16 protein-coding genes and 2 pseudogenes are annotated in these 15,909 nt (G+C 44.6%); 7 read left to right on the forward strand and 11 right to left on the reverse strand.

What is annotated here, in order from left to right; translation table 11 throughout:
* Positions 1 to 132: 132 nt before the first annotated feature.
* The gene (locus AB4493_RS07460; RefSeq protein ID WP_102277316.1) at positions 133 to 732 is read right to left on the reverse strand and encodes a LysE family translocator; all 600 of its coding nucleotides are present in this window, start codon (positions 730 to 732) and stop codon (positions 133 to 135) included.
* A 122-nt stretch (positions 733 to 854) separates the two neighbouring features.
* Here AB4493_RS07460 and AB4493_RS07465 point away from each other — a divergent pair, with 122 nt between their 5' ends.
* Positions 855 to 1,340, forward strand: coding sequence for an Lrp/AsnC family transcriptional regulator (locus AB4493_RS07465; protein WP_019825927.1), 486 nt, complete (start codon positions 855 to 857; stop codon positions 1,338 to 1,340).
* A 112-nt stretch (positions 1,341 to 1,452) separates the two neighbouring features.
* Here the strand turns inward: AB4493_RS07465 and AB4493_RS07470 are convergent.
* Positions 1,453 to 2,262, reverse strand: a pseudogene (locus tag AB4493_RS07470) (sulfatase-like hydrolase/transferase); the annotation flags it as partial.
* Here AB4493_RS07470 and AB4493_RS07475 point away from each other — a divergent pair.
* Positions 2,258 to 2,509, forward strand: a pseudogene (locus AB4493_RS07475) (DUF481 domain-containing protein); the annotation flags it as partial. The pseudogenes AB4493_RS07470 and AB4493_RS07475 sit on opposite strands and share 5 nt — an antisense overlap.
* A 111-nt stretch (positions 2,510 to 2,620) precedes the next feature.
* Here AB4493_RS07475 and AB4493_RS07480 read toward each other — a convergent pair.
* The 6 genes from AB4493_RS07480 to AB4493_RS07505 form a co-directional block, all read right to left on the reverse strand.
* Positions 2,621 to 3,040: a globin gene (locus AB4493_RS07480; RefSeq protein WP_017071826.1), complete on the reverse strand. Its 420-nt coding sequence runs from the start codon at positions 3,038 to 3,040 to the stop codon at positions 2,621 to 2,623.
* Positions 3,041 to 3,176: 136 nt separating this feature from the next.
* Positions 3,177 to 3,557: a VOC family protein gene (locus tag AB4493_RS07485; RefSeq protein WP_017062185.1), complete on the reverse strand. Its 381-nt coding sequence runs from the start codon at positions 3,555 to 3,557 to the stop codon at positions 3,177 to 3,179.
* Between the two features lie 146 nt (positions 3,558 to 3,703).
* Complete coding sequence (gene soxR / locus AB4493_RS07490) at positions 3,704 to 4,153, reverse strand: redox-sensitive transcriptional activator SoxR (RefSeq protein WP_017062186.1); 450 nt, start codon at positions 4,151 to 4,153, stop codon at positions 3,704 to 3,706.
* Positions 4,154 to 4,317: 164 nt separating this feature from the next.
* Positions 4,318 to 4,839, reverse strand: a complete 522-nt coding sequence (locus AB4493_RS07495; RefSeq protein ID WP_229648047.1) for an NADPH-dependent FMN reductase — start codon at positions 4,837 to 4,839, stop codon at positions 4,318 to 4,320.
* A 325-nt stretch (positions 4,840 to 5,164) separates the two neighbouring features.
* Positions 5,165 to 6,727, reverse strand: coding sequence for a glutamate synthase-related protein (locus AB4493_RS07500; protein WP_372154742.1), 1,563 nt, complete (start codon positions 6,725 to 6,727; stop codon positions 5,165 to 5,167).
* 226 nt (positions 6,728 to 6,953) lie between these two features.
* On the reverse strand, positions 6,954 to 7,511 hold the full coding sequence (locus AB4493_RS07505) for a DUF1439 domain-containing protein (protein WP_372122026.1): 558 nt from the start codon (positions 7,509 to 7,511) through the stop codon (positions 6,954 to 6,956).
* A gap of 284 nt (positions 7,512 to 7,795) precedes the next feature.
* On the opposite strand from AB4493_RS07505, the gene AB4493_RS07510 reads away from it, so the two are divergent.
* On the forward strand, positions 7,796 to 9,139 hold the full coding sequence (locus AB4493_RS07510; RefSeq protein WP_136974205.1) for a sigma-54-dependent Fis family transcriptional regulator: 1,344 nt from the start codon (positions 7,796 to 7,798) through the stop codon (positions 9,137 to 9,139).
* 91 nt (positions 9,140 to 9,230) lie between these two features.
* Here AB4493_RS07510 and AB4493_RS07515 read toward each other — a convergent pair whose 3' ends face one another.
* On the reverse strand, positions 9,231 to 11,021 hold the full coding sequence (locus tag AB4493_RS07515; RefSeq protein ID WP_136974206.1) for a hypothetical protein: 1,791 nt from the start codon (positions 11,019 to 11,021) through the stop codon (positions 9,231 to 9,233).
* 399 nt (positions 11,022 to 11,420) lie between these two features.
* On the opposite strand from AB4493_RS07515, the gene AB4493_RS07520 reads away from it, so the two are divergent.
* The 4 genes from AB4493_RS07520 to AB4493_RS07535 all read left to right on the forward strand — a co-directional run bounded on the left by AB4493_RS07520 (position 11,421) and on the right by AB4493_RS07535 (position 14,629).
* Complete coding sequence (locus tag AB4493_RS07520) at positions 11,421 to 11,807, forward strand: thiol-disulfide oxidoreductase DCC family protein (protein WP_136974207.1); 387 nt, start codon at positions 11,421 to 11,423, stop codon at positions 11,805 to 11,807.
* 384 nt (positions 11,808 to 12,191) lie between these two features.
* Entirely contained in the window at positions 12,192 to 13,535 is a 1,344-nt protein-coding gene (locus AB4493_RS07525; protein ID WP_372154743.1) for an ABC1 kinase family protein, read from the forward strand.
* An 84-nt stretch (positions 13,536 to 13,619) separates the two neighbouring features.
* A complete protein-coding gene (locus AB4493_RS07530) occupies positions 13,620 to 14,165 on the forward strand; it encodes a glutathione peroxidase (RefSeq protein ID WP_372154744.1) in 546 nt (181 codons plus the stop codon).
* Positions 14,162 to 14,629, forward strand: a complete 468-nt coding sequence (locus AB4493_RS07535; protein ID WP_372154745.1) for a DUF3429 domain-containing protein — start codon at positions 14,162 to 14,164, stop codon at positions 14,627 to 14,629. Before AB4493_RS07530 ends, AB4493_RS07535 begins: the two co-directional genes overlap by 4 nt.
* Positions 14,630 to 14,670: 41 nt before the next feature.
* Here AB4493_RS07535 and AB4493_RS07540 read toward each other — a convergent pair whose 3' ends face one another.
* Positions 14,671 to 15,105: a GNAT family N-acetyltransferase gene (locus AB4493_RS07540; RefSeq protein WP_372154746.1), complete on the reverse strand. Its 435-nt coding sequence runs from the start codon at positions 15,103 to 15,105 to the stop codon at positions 14,671 to 14,673.
* A gap of 151 nt (positions 15,106 to 15,256) precedes the next feature.
* On the reverse strand, positions 15,257 to 15,871 hold the full coding sequence (locus tag AB4493_RS07545) for a LysE family translocator (protein WP_017070275.1): 615 nt from the start codon (positions 15,869 to 15,871) through the stop codon (positions 15,257 to 15,259).
* Positions 15,872 to 15,909 lie beyond the last annotated feature (38 nt).

Genomic DNA, 15,909 nt, shown 5'->3' on the forward strand with positions numbered 1-15,909 from the left:
AAGCTTCTAGGCATAAAAGCTTTTAACTCAAGTTCCTTAAATATTTGTTAACTTAATTCTTTACTGTTAACGACTTAGTCGACATTAAGACACCACTCCTATGGATTTAGGAGTGGTTTTTTTCTTTCTGAACTATGCCGGTTGATAAAGCATGAAAGCAACAACAAGCGCGAGACTTCCACCCAAGCAACGGTTCACAAACATCATCTGTTTTGGTGATTGAAGCAATTTTTTAAGCATGGTGCCGCAATACGCCCACACCAACATGCACGGTACACCCGTGATCACCATACCCGCGATAATGGTCACCACTTGAATCAGGTAGTCCGCGTTCGGGGTGATGAACTGTGAAAACACAGTTAATGAAGCAATCCAACCTTTAGGGTTTAACACCTGCACCAGCACGCCTGACATAAAGCCCGAGCGATTGTCGGTGGTGCTTTCTTCGATTTGCATATTCGCAATCGACCACGCCATGAACAGCAAATAGGCCGCACCCACGTATTTCAAAATGTTGTATAGCTCTGGGTAAAGGGTAAATAGGCTCACCAAACCGACACTGGAACCCGCCAGTACGATGATGATGCCAACAGCGTTTCCAGAGATAAAAGGTAAAGTCGCAGCAAACCCATAACGACTTGAAATCCCAAGTAATGCGATATTGCCTGCCCCAGGTGTAATTGCAATTGATGTTGAAAATAGCAAGAACGCCAGCATTAATTGAGAGCTCATTTCCTCTCACTCCTAATAAGTAAAGTATTTATAGGGAGAGAGTTTACAGATTCGACTAGGAATTAAATTGCTATATAGGCTAATATTAACCCAAATTTGAGCAATACTTTTCCAAAATAGCCATGAAACAGAAAGAATCCACCAAAGAAGTGTTAGATGACACAGATATCGCCATCTTAGGACATATCCAACAAGACGGGCGCATGAGTAACAGTAAACTCGCAGAGAAGGTCAACCTCAGCGAAACCCCATGCTGGCGTCGTTGGAAACGCATGGAGGAAACTGGCTATATCGATGGTTACGCCGCTAAGCTGAATCGTAAGAAATTAGGCTTTCATGTGGCTGGTTTTACTCTTGTGACCTTGGGTAACCATGAAGTTGAAAACACAGAACCATTCGAAGAATTTGTCGCGGTAACCGATTGGATTCCTATGTGTCACTGCATTGCAGGCGGCGCCGATTACATGGTGCAAGTGTTGGCGAAAGATTTGGAAGAGTACTTTGAGCGTATTAGCTCGATCAGAAGAGTCAAAGGCGTGAGTGCGATTCAGTCGAACATCTCAGTAAAAGAGTTGAAAAACAGCTATCAGCTTCCTCTTGAGGACTAGTTCACTTCTTCTGATAGCCTTTTTCTTTTAGCAAAACAAAAGCCCAACACCCTAGGTTTCTAAAACTTAGGGGCTGAGCTTTGTTTATTTAGGTTCTGGAAGTGAGTGTACGCTAATTCCCCACACCACCGGTCTTCTCTGCCGGAGAGTCAGGCGTCACTGGAGGCCACTCTTCGAAGGTTGCTAAGTGTTGTTGAATAGCAGCTTGAGCAGGGCCAAATGCCCACATTTTTTGTCCCATCCACTTCAAGTACATGCCCGATTCTTCGGCCGCTCGCTCATACGGGTCACGGCGCAAGTTAAACAGTAATGGGGCGTTTAGCTCTTCTTTAGGACCACTCCAACCGTGATTTTGCACGATGAAGTGCGCCTTCCAATCTCCTACTCGAACCGCTTGTAGCTTATCTCGTTCGTAGTAGTAAATCTCTTTACGATTCGACTCACCTTTTTCCGTCAACATATCGACTTGGTTATAACCATCGAGGTGTGCTTTAAAGCCATCGTGACCTTTTAGCAGTTTTTCTTTTAGATCCGTTGGACCACTAGCCGCAGCGACAAGAGTGGGTAACCAATCCATACCATCAAAGATGCCATTGCCTACAGTACCCGCTGGGATTTTACCCGGCCAGCTAACCAATGCAGGGGCTCTTACGCCACCTTCCCAAGTTGTGCCTTTCTCACCGTGATAAGGTGTCATACCGCCATCTGGCCAAGTCATGATCTCTGGGCCGTTATCGGCAGTGAAAATGATGATGGTGTTGTCAGCAATACCGAGTTCTTCCATCTTCGCCATCATCTCACCGACGTGATCATCAAGATCTTTCATGACCACTTCTTGGAGTCCCCAACCGTTTTGACCGAGCATCGCTTCGTATTCAGGTGACAGGTGCGTCCAAACGTGACCGCGTGATGGACAGTACCAAATAGGTGTGAGATGGATAACGCAGATCAATAAGGATTGGAAGTTTCACGCAACCATTGATGCAGGGCTTGGTAGTGACACCAACTTTACCTCATCTCTGTTAACTGGCGTGCGATACCAGATAAACAGTTGGTCTGACTTAAATGTTGCCTACAAATCGACCTGGGTTGATTACGAAAACAAGGGGACCTTTGAATACGATACCGCATCGCAAGGGTTCCTGATTGGTTGGGCTGCTCATTTCTAGTCAAACAATAAGAGGTAAGCCTGATATCGTTAGGCTTACCTGACAATGTCAATCTTTCAAGAGTTAATGCCGGTTTTAACTAACGAACAAGCAAAACTACCCATCAACGACCTAGTTATTCACAGTGTTTGGAACTACGCACTCTTTCTTCATGATAGTTAAGCCAGCTTCGAGAGTTTCTGTCCAAGCTTGTTCAACGCTTTCATCATAGTGAGGATCGTATTTTTTAACCGTATTAAGTAACGAATTAAACCACTCGTTGAGCTCAATTTCGGAAATATCTAGCCCTAAATCTTTATGTCGCTTCCCAAGCTTTTTTACCGAGTTTCGTACGCTCGGCAGACCCGCAGAGTTATAGATAAGAATGATCGAGGCTTTAAGCATCTTGGTTTGTTGCTCTAACCCTATATTTTCAAAACGTTCTGAAAATCTTGGATTATGCTCGCAAAAATCCGCCAAAAACGTTTCGAGAAATTCTTGGTCAATCCGGCAGCGCTCAAAACTTTCATAAAACAGTTCGTTCGGTTTCATCTAGCCAGTCCTTTGCAAAATTTTGAGTTATCGGGAAGCTAACAAGTCCAGAGCCGCAACTTAGCCAACTCCGAACCATCAATATGATCTAAGTATACGCCACTGTGGCATAAAATGAACGATGGCATAACGTAAACTACGGCATAAAGTGCGTTGCACAAATCTTGTTTCCATCAGGATCTCGCAAATAAGCCATGTACAAGCGACGCTCGTCAGAACCTCTCGCTCCGGGGCCATTTTCAATGCTGGTACCGCCATTTTCGACGCCAACTCGATGCCACTCATCTACAACTTCAGGAGAAGACGCAAGAAAACCCACCGTCATACCGTTGCCGTGAGTCGCAGGCTGACCATCAATCGGCTTCGTTAAGCCCAACACACCCGTTTGGCTAACGTAAACACAGCGCCCTTTGGGATCAACAGAGCCTTCGCTATAACCAAGCACTTTCATGATTGGGTCATAAAAAGCCTTCGCGCGTTCAATATCATCGGTACCGAGAAAAACATGGCTGAACATAACTAACCTCTTCTTTTATTGAAAGAACCATCTAAACTAGACCTATAATTCGTGTTTGTCTAGGCACGCTATTCGGTCACAACTGTTGCTTAACCCATTGAGCAAACACCTGAAACTTAGTTCGCTGTTCCATGCCTTTCGGGAACTCAGTTAGTCTGTTCAACAATTCGTTGTGCGCCCTGCCCTTGGTCATGCAAGATATCATCAGGATTTAGCAAGTTGCACTTTTGCATACTCAAGCATCCGCAACCGATACAGCCGGTTAAGTTCTCTTGTAGCGATTTAATCTGCGCCATTTTACTGTCGAGTTGCCCCTGCCACTTCTTAGCAACGCGCTCCCAATCTCGCTTAGTCGCGGTATGGTTCATCGGCAGTGTCGATAATTCTTCGGTGATCTCTTCCAGCGTGAAGCCTATCGACTGCGCGACTTGGATCAACGCAATTCGTCTCAACATCGCCGACTGATAACGGCGCTGATTTCCGTTAGTACGAATCGAAGCAATCAACCCCTTGGTTTCGTAAAAACGTAACGCCGAAGGAGCCACGCCACTGCGCTCAGCCAACTGGCCTATGGTGAGGTATACGATGTTTCTCATTACGACACTATCCTTGAGATCATAAATATTTAAAGCTTACTTTAACTTTAGAGTAGCGACCTATTGTTACCTTAACCAATTAATGTCCTTAAACTTTGACAACGGGCGCAATGAAAAGCAATCGTGAACATGGCTGCTTTGTTTTATTGTGGTGTTCTCGCTCTCTAAATCTGACTCATGATCGATTTCAGGCTCTCGGCCATTTCGGCATTGATGATCTCACCCGTTTCTACATTAAAGTTGTCGTAGAAACTTGGCACCGACATCGACCCCTTCACATCTGCATCAAAGTAAGGTGCCGAATTTACCGCAGACGACAACACAGAGTTTGCGCCGCCTGGGCCTGGTGATGTGGAGAGCATCACAACAGGTTTGCCTTGGTACACTTTCATGTCGATTCGTGATGTCCAATCAAACACATTCTTAAAGGCTACGGTGTATGAGCCGTTATACTCTGCAAAAGAGATGACCACAGCATCTGCTTCGCCAATCTTGCTAAAAAAGCGTTGAGCGTGTTGATGAACACCTGAATCTTGCTCTCTTTTCTCGCTGTAAATTGGCATCTCGAAATCATTAAGGTCGAGCACCTCGACTTGCGCGCCTTCGACTAAACCTGCGGTGTACGCTGCAAGTTGTTGATTAATTGATGTTGTACTGTTGGTCGCGCCAATCGCTAATACTTTCATTGTTGATCCTTGTTCATTTTTCTCACCTTTTTGCACTCATGACTTCAATTACGGAGCTCAAAATTCATAACTGAAGATTCGTAACGTCTGTTTGATAACATCAAAACCTGCACTAGGCGACAAGGTGATAGATTGTGTTTTTAGATTGGGGATGATGATAAAACCTCAAGTTAACTTGAGGTAAAGCGATATTTTCAAAATATAGGAAATAGTTTAAAAACACTTATAAAGCAGTTGATTATGAAAGGTTTAACATAGGTTGGCATTACACAGGAAAAAGTCAGCACACCCAAAATACATTGAGTGTGCTTTATCGAAGTATTATTTACTTAAAGTGATTTAATGGACAGACACCAGAGTAAGCGACACCGGATAGCTCGGCCATTTCGCGATTCCATGTTGCCAAATCGTGAGGGTTAAACTGATTCAGATGATCATGACCACAAGCTCTCGCCATCACTTGCATCAATTCAGTCGAAGCTTCGAAAAAGTTCTTCAATTGATTCGATGCCTTCTCAACATTTAACCGTTGGCGTAAATCGGCTTTTTGAGTCGCGATACCCGCTGGGCAATTATTGGTATTACACATTCGGGCGGCAACACAACCTATCGACTGCATGGCACTGTTCGAGATAGCGACACCATCAGCACCAAGCGCCATTGCTTTCACAAAGTCCATCGGTACGCGCAAACCGCCCGTGATGATCAATGTTACTCTGTCACTGACACCTTGCTTGTCTAGATAGGCTCTGGCACGAGCAAGCGCTGGAATAGTTGGCACACTGATATGGTCTCGGAACATTTCTGGCGCCGCCCCTGTACCGCCGCCACGCCCATCCAAGATGATGTAATCGGCACTGGCATCTAATGCGAACTGAATGTCTTCCTCTATATGGTTAGCACTTAGCTTAAAGCCTATTGGGATACCGCCCGTCACCTCTCTAACTCGGTCGGCGAACTTTTTGAAATCCTCGACTGTTTTAAGGTCAACAAAGGTGGGCGGAGAAATCGCTGCCGTACCCGCTTCAATGCCACGTACTTCTGCAATCTTACCTATGTTCTTCGCGCCCGGTAAGTGCCCGCCCGTTCCGGTTTTGGCACCCTGCCCGCCTTTAAAGTGGAAGGCTTGAACGTTTTTGAGCTTAGCTTCATCGTAACCAAACTGAGCACTGGCTAATTCATAAAAGTAGCGAGAGTTCGCCGCTTGCTCTTCGGGTAACATACCGCCCTCACCGGAGCAGATACCCGTCCCTGCGAGTTCGGCACCTTTCGCCAATGAGACTTTTGCTTCTTCAGATAGCGAGCCAAAACTCATATCAGACACAAACAAAGAGATGTCCAATTTGAGTGGCTTCTTCGCTTTGGGGCCAATAATCAGTTCAGTTCCAACGGGCACATTCTCCAGCAAAGGCTTGGTGGCCATTTGCGCGACCATCACTTGAATATCGTCCCAGTGAGGCAATAGATGTCTTGGAACGCCCATGGAGGTCATTGGCCCATGATGTCCAACCTTGGATAAACCATCACGCGCCAGTTGATGAATAAACTCGACGGTAGGTTCTTCTTTGGTTGCGCTCGCAGCTGGCGACAAATCTGGCGCAGCCGCTTGAATGTGAACCTCCGGGCCTTCTTGCCCAACTTGTTCCGCTGTGAACTGTTTATGTGTACCATCGCAAAAAGGGAGGTTGTTCGAATACTTACAGCGGCACAGGTAAGCGTCGCCGGTTTCCTCGGCCACGAAACTCTTTGGTTTGAAGCCCGTTCCTGCATGAGAACCATCACAAAACGGTTGGTTTTTCGATTTGCCACAGGTACAGAAGTAATACTCCTCGCCTTCGGTTAGCTCGACCTTAACGGGTTTGTTATCCGCTATTACTGGATTCTTCATAGTTCGCTCACCTTTTCTTTTTTATGATTTGATGACTGAAGCGATGACTTGCTCACAAGAGTAAAGTAAAGGTGAGATACGCGGCGAATTCAATAAATGAACCATAGAAAACAAGCTTAATGGACAGCCTCAAAACAGAAATCTTGCTGATTCAACACGAACAAAAATGGCCACCAAATCGGCAGCCATTGTGTTTTAAATCTGAGTGTCAGCTAAACGGGAAGGGTTAATCAAATAACTCGATGACTAACTTGTTGTCTTTAATCACTAGATTAGGTTCCGATGACTTGATCAATGACTCTTGAACCTTGTTGCTGTCCAATTTGTAAACCGGTGACTGAGACAAAGCAAAGCCAATCATAGAAACGGCAGGCTTAAGTAACTTCTCTATCTCAGGAGAAAGCTGCTTTCCCTTTTCCTCAAAGCGCTCTAGTCGCAGCGACTTTAGATACACCTCACCACTCTCTTTGTCGTATTCGGGAATCGCGCTGAATTCGATATCCAGATCTAGCCCCATGTTTGGCATGTTAAACACTTGAATCTTTGCATTGGTATTCGCCAGAACAGACACACGCTCGGCATCAGCTCGACCAATTTGCACCGCTAAGTCATCAACCGCCACTTGCGCATACATAACGTTTTGCACACCGACTTCTTGTTCTAACATCACCGAATCTTGCAGGTAGTTCGTCATTTCTTGTTCAGTAACGCTGTAGCTGACACAACCACCTAGAACTAGCGCAGACGCTGCTAAAATGAACTTTTTTGCTACGTTAATTATCATCAATATCAGCTCTTTATCGTTAGTGATTAGCGCGGAGTTTACTGTGTGCTCATCAATAAATAAAACAGTAAAAACACGATATTCGTGAATACCTTTAATTAATAAGCACAAATATCAGTAAGTAAAGCACCTGATTGGCCTTCCTGCTTAAGACAACGCCATTTGTTAGTTCAAATTCGTCAAATTTGTGTAGTCGAATTAATTAAACTCTTCTAAGCTTATGGGATATTTAGGGGGCTTACTGTAGGTTTCATCATGGAGTCGAAACATGAAGAGTGAGCACAATGCCATCAGCGAGAGTATCACCTGAACCTAAAATTCGTTCTGTGGTTCTGCTATGTAACTCAACATGCCTGCACCATAATCAGTGGGCGGGAGAACTGCGCCTCCATAACTGGAAAGCTCAAATTGCAGAAACGACCGAACAAGCCATTCACTTGCTCAATTCCCACAGCCACTGCTGCGCACCAATTGTCGTTTCCTGTCTAACATCATCCTCGATCGACAAGCAATGTGAGCAAATATCAACGTTGAAGGCACGCTTTCCAAGTTTAAAAGCAATCGCTATCTTCAAACAACCACCAAGCCGAAACTTATCGCTCATTAAGCAAACCTATTGGGATTATTACCACCTACCAATTGATACAGAGTGGCTTTGTCGAAATTTAGGGCATGCGTATGGCATGGTAGACACCAAACAGAACAAACCTAAGCCTGCTTCATGCCATGAATATCAATTGGTGGGGAAATCCAGCACCATCCAACAACTTAAAAAGAAAATAACTAAGATCGCTAACAACGATTTCCCAGTACTGATTCAAGGGGAAACAGGTACAGGAAAAAGCCTCTGTGCACGTTTAATACATGAGGCCTCAGCCCGCTGTCAGAAACCGTTTATCGCTGTAAATTGTGGCGCAATACCACAGTCACTGGTTCACTCCGAGTTGTTTGGCTTTGAAAAGGGCTCGTTCACGGGAGCAAACAAGCGCTACGTCGGACATGTAGAAAGAGCGAATGGTGGCACACTATTTCTCGATGAGATCGGCGACCTGGAACTGTCGCTGCAAACTTACCTGCTCCACTTTCTAGAAAATAACTTGATAGAGCGATTAGGCAGTAACAACCAACTAACTGTAGATTGCCGTGTAATTTTCGCCACCAACGTCAACATAGAACAAGCCGTCGCGGCGGGTAAATTTCGAAAGGATCTCTTTCATCGGATCAATGTACTTCCATTGGATCTAGTGCCACTCAATGATCATAAAGAAGACATTGAAGATTTGATTCGATTTGAACTAAAACACAATTACGCATCCAAAATCAAACTGCCTAGTGACACCCTTGAGCAAATGAAACAGTACCATTGGCCGGGCAATGTCAGGGAGTTATTCAACTGCATAAAAAGAGCGATTGTTCTTTCTAACTCAAGCGCCCTTTCTACTCATCACATGGGAATTCAATTGAAAGGTGCATCGCTCGCCACTGAGAGTGACACTCGACTTTCTTCAAAAAATGTCCGTCGAGTGATTCAGCAACACCATTACAATATTTCCCAATCTGCTAAAGCGTTGTCTATTTCTCGGACAACCTTGTACAAGCTGATCAAAAAACATCAGATAGTAATTTAAGTCGCCTAGTTAGTTAATTACCTAACTAAAAAAAGCAGCCTAACGAACTAGGCTGCTTTAGAGTTTAGTTGTACTCAGTTAATGAAAGTACTTATGGCTCAGGAACAGTAAATGGACAAACATCACAGGTTGCAATGTTCGATGTTTCCATAAATGCTTCTTGCAAGAACAGCGAGTCAAACGTTGCTGTCACTTGATTCGATAGCATTCCGTCTACTCCAGTTGGTAACACATTTGGCGCATAAGTTTTGCTTACTTGTGTACACACTTGACCAATCGCATCACCAAAGTTCGGTATCCACTCTCCTTCACCCGTTTTACAAGCAAACAACTCAGGATCGGCACTTAATACGCTACATATATTACCAGCACCACACGTGGTCACATCCTCAAGATCATCACAAGGTAAAGCGAAGTCGAGGTAATAACTGCTGTTGACGACTTCGGTAGGTAAGTCAGAACGGCTCAAAGAGTCATCCTTAGAATCCACCAGCGATTCAATGGCCAATGGGATATCACCGGTATTACATATTTCAACATCATAGGTTTTCTTAAGCACAACTTGACCACTATCAACCTCTAAGAAGCTATTACATACCTTAGAAATCTCAACCATTGGACTCAAGTCGATTGGCGGACAATTGTAAGCCACAGGAGCTTGAGCATTCACGATAAGGCCATCAAGATCTACTGAACCATCGATCACACCAACGGCACCATTATTTACAGACAAGTAATTACCCATGAATGAGAATGACTCACCGACACTCCACACTTCATCACCGTTACCCACGACAGGAAGCGCACCTAATATTGGTGACTCAGATAAAAAGGCCACTTGGTAATCACCATTGGTGCCTAACGAACCAGGACCGGTGTTGGTGACCGTCACGGTGTAATCGATGTTAAACATGCCATCAACCGTAAAGCTGGTTGTGTTACAAGTCGCCGCTATACTGATGCTACATAAACTGAATGAACCGACAACGAAGTCAGCCAAAGATGCATCAATCGAACGTGAAGCTCGTGACTCGACTAAGAAGCTACTGAAGCAAGGAATATCCTCAATACCAAACTCATCATTCAACAGAGCTGACAAGTTTAATCGACCTTCCACAAAGCTCTCTGTCGGAATTGACGCTGTTTCACCAGTTTTAGCTAGGTAGTCCCAACCTTGCACGTTCGGTAGCGGTATTGCCCCGATAGAATCATCATTTGAAATCGCACATATCTTATCGACACCAACAGCGCCACTGCCACATCTTGCACCCACGAAATCATTCGATTTAGGGTCACCGTCTGTTTGGAAAATTCTCGTCATATTGTCGGTGACATCGCCATTATTTAAATCCCACTGAAACACTTCTATATAGGGATTACCGCCACTCGCCTGAGGAAATGAAATCAAGACAAGAATGTCTCCATTGACATGCTGCCCAACAAAGTCGCCCTTAGTTTGTCCATCTGGTAATCCTACTTGGTCTTGTAAGAACCAGAAACCAATATACATATCACCATTGTTGGCATATCGGTCTGCACCAAAGTAAATCAGCAAATCGCCTTCGCTTTCAAAGGCAGCAGCATACGCATTGGTAAAGTCATCTTTTGGTTGTGGTGACGCTGTACGGAACGCCCAATCCGTAATGTCGGAATCGTCTTTTGATCCCCCCTTCCAAAAAATTTGGTCGATACCATTACGGTCTTTTTGGAAAAATTCTGCAATCCCAACCATGCTGTTGGGATCATTTACATCGTCCCAATCAATACCACTATTATCACTGGTCGCATTACCATCAAGTTCCATCACATCAACCGTAGCCCACGCCAACTGGGGGCTACTAAACAACAAAAGCACACTGAGTAAATAATTTATAACCTTCATGTTCTCTCTCCATTTGTTCATACTTTTGCTTTCAGGATGTTCTGCCCGCCCAAATTGGAGAAATCCTTTAGCAATTCGTAGGTTCGATAGAGCATATTCCAAGCCAACTTCAACTATCTGATTTGGTTGATGTTTATATATTTAAGGCACACCTCTATTGGACGTTTTGTTATCATTTGTCCATAAACAAGGGATTTGACCAAATAATCAAGGACTTGAAAGGGTGAACAAAGTGTCAAAGTAAGACATCTTTAGAGCTTTGATTCGAGGAGAGTGATCTTTAAAAGGTACAATAGCGTAGCCATTCTAAGATTATCGAATAACAAGCGATTGAACTTAAGGGTGCCGACTTAACGGTCAACTGAAGGTTCTTTTAAGCAAGCCACAGGCGAACAAACAATGACACAACTGAAGATATTTTATGATGGCACTTGTCCATTATGTGCAAAAGAGATGGCAGCACTGACTAAGTCTGATTCCAAAGATCAGATCCAGACCGTCGATATCTACAGTGAAGCGTTTTCAAACTACCCGCAAATAGATGCCGAGGCAGCCAATACAATCTTGCATGCACTGGACGAAAACGGAAAGCTGCTGCTCGGTTTAGACGTGACTTACCAAGCGTGGAAGCTAGTAGGAAAGGGTTGGCTGTATGCCCCGTTACGTTGGGCGATTTTTAAGCCAATGGCAGATTGGTGTTATCTACGGTTTGCCAAAAATCGATATAAGATTTCGTTTTGGCTAACCGGAAAATCACGTTGCAACGGTAACAGCTGCACAAAATAGTGTTGAGTTAAGACATGCCGCTGGCGACTTTGTAGTAAACGATGCCAAATAGGGCTGCGAACACCAATACCGTAACGGCCACTTTCAACCAAATAAATTTCATGCTTTGTCCTTTTAATTCTGTTTACTGTTCCACGCGACAAGTTAGCACAACAAAACATACGGTTGTGTAATGATTGATAGAACTTTGTAGTCATACCAATCACAGTAGGTAAGTGTCAAGAAATAGCGCAGGAAAAAAGCTTGAGAACAAGGCGGATTTTTTAGATAAGTAGTTATTCTACAATCAAAAAATCTAACGACTTTATCGAGATTTTTAACAAGCTAGGGTGAACAGTTATTTACTACGATTGGTATCAACCCTGATTCCCAGAGAGAACCTTTATGTCGGCAAAAGAGAGAAACCTTCCCACACATCGAATTTCTAGATTCAGTAAGTTCGCTTCGTTGGCAACAAGAGTCGCGGGTAACGTGCTAACGGAAGGCACCAAACAAATTGCACAAGGCAACAGGCCCAAAGCAAAAGACTTACTGTTAACGCCACAAAACATTGCTCGCCTGACCGATCAACTCGCACACCTGCGCGGTGCGGCTATGAAGTTAGGACAGATGCTATCAATGGATGCGGGTGATGTCTTAGAACCAGAGTTAGCCGACATTCTCTCTCGCCTGCGCTCCGATGCCGATCCACTGCCAACAAAACAGCTCAATCAAGTGTTAGAAAGCTCGCTCGGGAACCATTGGAAAACCGAATTCCTGTCCTTCAATTTTAAACCGATCGCCAGTGCATCTATCGGACAAGTTCACCAAGCCTATAGTGATGCTGGGGACAAACTCGCAGTCAAAGTCCAATACCCCGGCATTAGAAAAAGTATCGACAGTGATGTAGATAACGTGGGCACGCTGCTCAATATTGTTGGCTTGATACCAAAGTCGGTCGACTACAAAGGCTTGTTAGAAGAGGCAAAGAAACAGCTCCACGATGAAGCAGACTATGCTCGCGAGGCTGACTACGCGACTCGTTACCATGACGTATTAAAAGAACATTCGCACTTCGTCGTACCTAAGATTCATCCGCAAGTCTCTTCAGAATCCGTGCTCGCCATGGACTTCATTGAGGGCGTCTCAATAGAACAGATAGAAAGTTACGACCAAAGCACCCGTGACTTTGTGATGCACAGCCTGCTTGAGCTCCTATTCAGAGAGTTGTTCGACTTTAAGATGGTGCAAACCGACCCTAATTTCGCCAACTACCTTTATGTTGAAAACACCCGACAAATCGGCTTGTTAGATTTTGGAGCAACCCGTGAATACAGTGACCGCTTTAGCGAGGGTTATCGCTTAGCTTTTTCCTCTGTCATTAACAAAGATGAGCAAGGGCTCAATCAAGCGTTAGAGCAGATTGGATTCTTTAGCGAGACAATTCTCCCTGAACAACGCCAAGCGATTCTAAGCCTAGTGAAGATGGCTTGTGAGCCGATGTTGGTAGACGAAGACTACGACTTCAAAGCAAGTGGTTTGGCACAACGTCTTCGCGAAGCTGGCACCATTCTGAGCATGGAACAAGAGTATTGGCATACGCCGCCCGCCGATGCGCTGTTCCTGCACCGAAAAATTGGTGGCATGTATCTATTAGCGGCTCGCCTTGGTGCAAAAGTGAATATCAGTCGCTTGGTCGCTCCATATCTTATCTCAGAGAGCAAAAGCACAACTAAAAGCGCGAGTTAATGAGACAGTAAATAATACGCAAAGTGATCATTTCATCGTGCTCAAGAGTAATAACCATTACGCCAACTAAAATGAGCCAACCCTATGAAATGTTCACTACTTTGCTCAACCGCACTGATTACAAGCCTCACGAGTTCCATCTCCTTTGCAGCGAGCTGTCCCGAAATACTTAATGGCAAACAGCGCTTGTTAAACTCAACCGAAGAAATCGCCTTGTGCGATGAGTTTCAAGGCAAAACTCTATTGGTGGTAAATACAGCGAGCCAATGTGGCTTCACTCCGCAGTTTGAGCAACTCGAGCAACTTCATCAAACCTACAAAGATCAAGACTTCACCGTTATCGGTTTCCCAAGTAATGATTTTCGCCAAGACAAAGGAAGTGAAAAGAAGACGGCAAAGGTCTGTTACCTCGACTACGGCGTGACCTTCCCTATGATGGCGCGAGCTTCACTGTCTGGTAGCAACGCCAACCCCGTGTTTACAGAGATACAACAGCAAGCGGGCGTAACGCCTAAATGGAACTTTTACAAATTCTTGATCAGTAAAGAAGGTAAAGTCGTCGCCACCTTCCCTAGCTCCACATCTCCAGTGAGTGCCACGCTCAAAAACGCGATTGAGCAGCAGTTATGAAGGCGGATTACATGGCAACAACTCAAACCCGTAACACCATGGCCAAACTGGGGTACATGGGGTTAATTCCGTTTTTATTCGGTCTTCTCCTTTCGCTCACCGACAGCCAATTTATGGGGATAAGCGGTGAAACGCTGTTCATCACCTACAGCGTGGCAATTTTGAGTTTTCTTTCAGGGATCTTGTGGGCAAATGGCATCGAGAACTTTGAAAGCCAATCAAGCAACAAAGCGCTGCTGCTAAGTAATGCGATAGTGCTCGTCGCATGGTTGGCAGTGTTGCTTGGAGAGCAAAAAGAGTTCCTCACTACCCTAATTCTCATCATTGGCTACATTGCGGTTTGGCGAGCTGAAAGGTCAATGAGAGAAGAGAACCAGAGCCAAGGCCCAGATGGCTACTTTGATATGAGAACTCGGCTCACCTCTAGCGTGGTATTGATGCACGGTATCGTGATGCTAACTTAAGCATGCGATGCCTATATCTAAACAGATACATGAAGCGGGAACTAGATGATGAGCTGCATGACCAGACGAGGCTCATCGTCGCCGAAATAATTACTCTCTTCTTTGATGGTCACAAAACCCATCGACAAATACAGCTCACAAGCCGAACTGTTACTTGGATCAACGGTAAGTAGAAGCTTGGAATCTTGTGGCAAGGTTTCTATCGCCAGTTGCATCAATGAACGGCCAATCCCCATACCTCGGTAAGCAGTATCAACAGCCAGTGACAACACCCAATACTCTTGTTGTTTATCAGTTGGTGTCATTAACACATAGCCCGCTACCTGCGAATCCTGTTTCGCCACCAACAAGCCCTTCCCCCAGCAATCAAATGCCTGACGAAAGAAAAACAACGGATAGGCGTGATCGCCAAACAAAGCATGTTCAAGCTGGTAGATATCAGCCAGTTCCTGTTTTTCCGCACAAACAACATTCATAGATAGACCTCATTTAAACCGAACCTCAAGTTTAAACATGCAAACTCAAAGGTGCTATTAACAATATATCAACAGCCTAAAGGCTTACGAACTACCTTAACGAAGATGCCACTTAACTAACGCCTGAGGAGTAGATTAGGTTACTTATGTTTTACTGTCGAATAACCAACAAATTTGCGCCAGATAACGCAAGAAAAACCGAGCACGCTTTGTTGAAACGTTTTGCCATTTGTGGCTTAGAGAACCAGTTTCTGAGGTATAAGCCAAATGCCGCGTAGATCGATATCGCGAGCATTTCTAACACTAGAAAGGTGCTACCTAAAACAAAGAATTGAGTATTTACGTTCGCTGAAACATCGACAAATTGAGGAAGGAATGCAGTGAAAATGAGTATCGCTTTTGGATTGCCAGCAGCGAGTGCAAATTCTTGTTTAAACAGACCAAACCAATTCTTATTTCGTTCGATATCCACGACCGGACTGGCGTGTGAGCGCCATAGGTTGAACGCGATCCACAACAGATACATCGCGCCAAATAGTTTGATCAGGAAAAACAGCGTTTCAGAAGTATAAAGCACAACCGCTAAGCCAGATGCAGCCAAAGCAATCATGCCAGAAAAAGCGAGGATTCTTCCTAGGCCTGCGACAAAGGCGGCCTGAAATCCGTAACAACGGGCGTTGTTCATTGATAACAAATTGTTTGGGCCCGGAGTCATGTTGAGCGCAAAACAAGCGGGGATGAATAGCATTAACTTCCAGATTTCCATTTTTCGTCCTTGTTAAAAACTTCGTAAATATTTAATCA

The sequence above is a fragment of the Vibrio sp. 10N.222.55.A1 genome, assembly GCF_041473835.1.
In the GTDB taxonomy this organism is placed as follows: Bacteria; Pseudomonadota; Gammaproteobacteria; order Enterobacterales; family Vibrionaceae; genus Vibrio; species Vibrio crassostreae_C.

What these genes read in the sequence shown, in the direction of transcription:
- AB4493_RS07460 (WP_102277316.1), bottom strand. Translation starts at nt 732, where the DNA reads ATGAGCTCTCAATTAATGCTGGCGTTCTTGCTATTTTCAACATCAATT.
- AB4493_RS07465 (WP_019825927.1), top strand. Translation starts at nt 855, where the DNA reads ATGAAACAGAAAGAATCCACCAAAGAAGTGTTAGATGACACAGATATC.
- AB4493_RS07480 (WP_017071826.1), bottom strand. Translation starts at nt 3,040, where the DNA reads ATGAAACCGAACGAACTGTTTTATGAAAGTTTTGAGCGCTGCCGGATT.
- AB4493_RS07485 (WP_017062185.1), bottom strand. Translation starts at nt 3,557, where the DNA reads ATGTTCAGCCATGTTTTTCTCGGTACCGATGATATTGAACGCGCGAAG.
- soxR (WP_017062186.1), bottom strand. Translation starts at nt 4,153, where the DNA reads ATGAGAAACATCGTATACCTCACCATAGGCCAGTTGGCTGAGCGCAGT.
- AB4493_RS07495 (WP_229648047.1), bottom strand. Translation starts at nt 4,839, where the DNA reads ATGAAAGTATTAGCGATTGGCGCGACCAACAGTACAACATCAATTAAT.
- AB4493_RS07500 (WP_372154742.1), bottom strand. Translation starts at nt 6,727, where the DNA reads ATGAAGAATCCAGTAATAGCGGATAACAAACCCGTTAAGGTCGAGCTA.
- AB4493_RS07505 (WP_372122026.1), bottom strand. Translation starts at nt 7,511, where the DNA reads ATGATAATTAACGTAGCAAAAAAGTTCATTTTAGCAGCGTCTGCGCTA.
- AB4493_RS07510 (WP_136974205.1), top strand. Translation starts at nt 7,796, where the DNA reads ATGCCATCAGCGAGAGTATCACCTGAACCTAAAATTCGTTCTGTGGTT.
- AB4493_RS07515 (WP_136974206.1), bottom strand. Translation starts at nt 11,021, where the DNA reads ATGAAGGTTATAAATTATTTACTCAGTGTGCTTTTGTTGTTTAGTAGC.
- AB4493_RS07520 (WP_136974207.1), top strand. Translation starts at nt 11,421, where the DNA reads ATGACACAACTGAAGATATTTTATGATGGCACTTGTCCATTATGTGCA.
- AB4493_RS07525 (WP_372154743.1), top strand. Translation starts at nt 12,192, where the DNA reads ATGTCGGCAAAAGAGAGAAACCTTCCCACACATCGAATTTCTAGATTC.
- AB4493_RS07530 (WP_372154744.1), top strand. Translation starts at nt 13,620, where the DNA reads ATGAAATGTTCACTACTTTGCTCAACCGCACTGATTACAAGCCTCACG.
- AB4493_RS07535 (WP_372154745.1), top strand. Translation starts at nt 14,162, where the DNA reads ATGAAGGCGGATTACATGGCAACAACTCAAACCCGTAACACCATGGCC.
- AB4493_RS07540 (WP_372154746.1), bottom strand. Translation starts at nt 15,105, where the DNA reads ATGAATGTTGTTTGTGCGGAAAAACAGGAACTGGCTGATATCTACCAG.
- AB4493_RS07545 (WP_017070275.1), bottom strand. Translation starts at nt 15,871, where the DNA reads ATGGAAATCTGGAAGTTAATGCTATTCATCCCCGCTTGTTTTGCGCTC.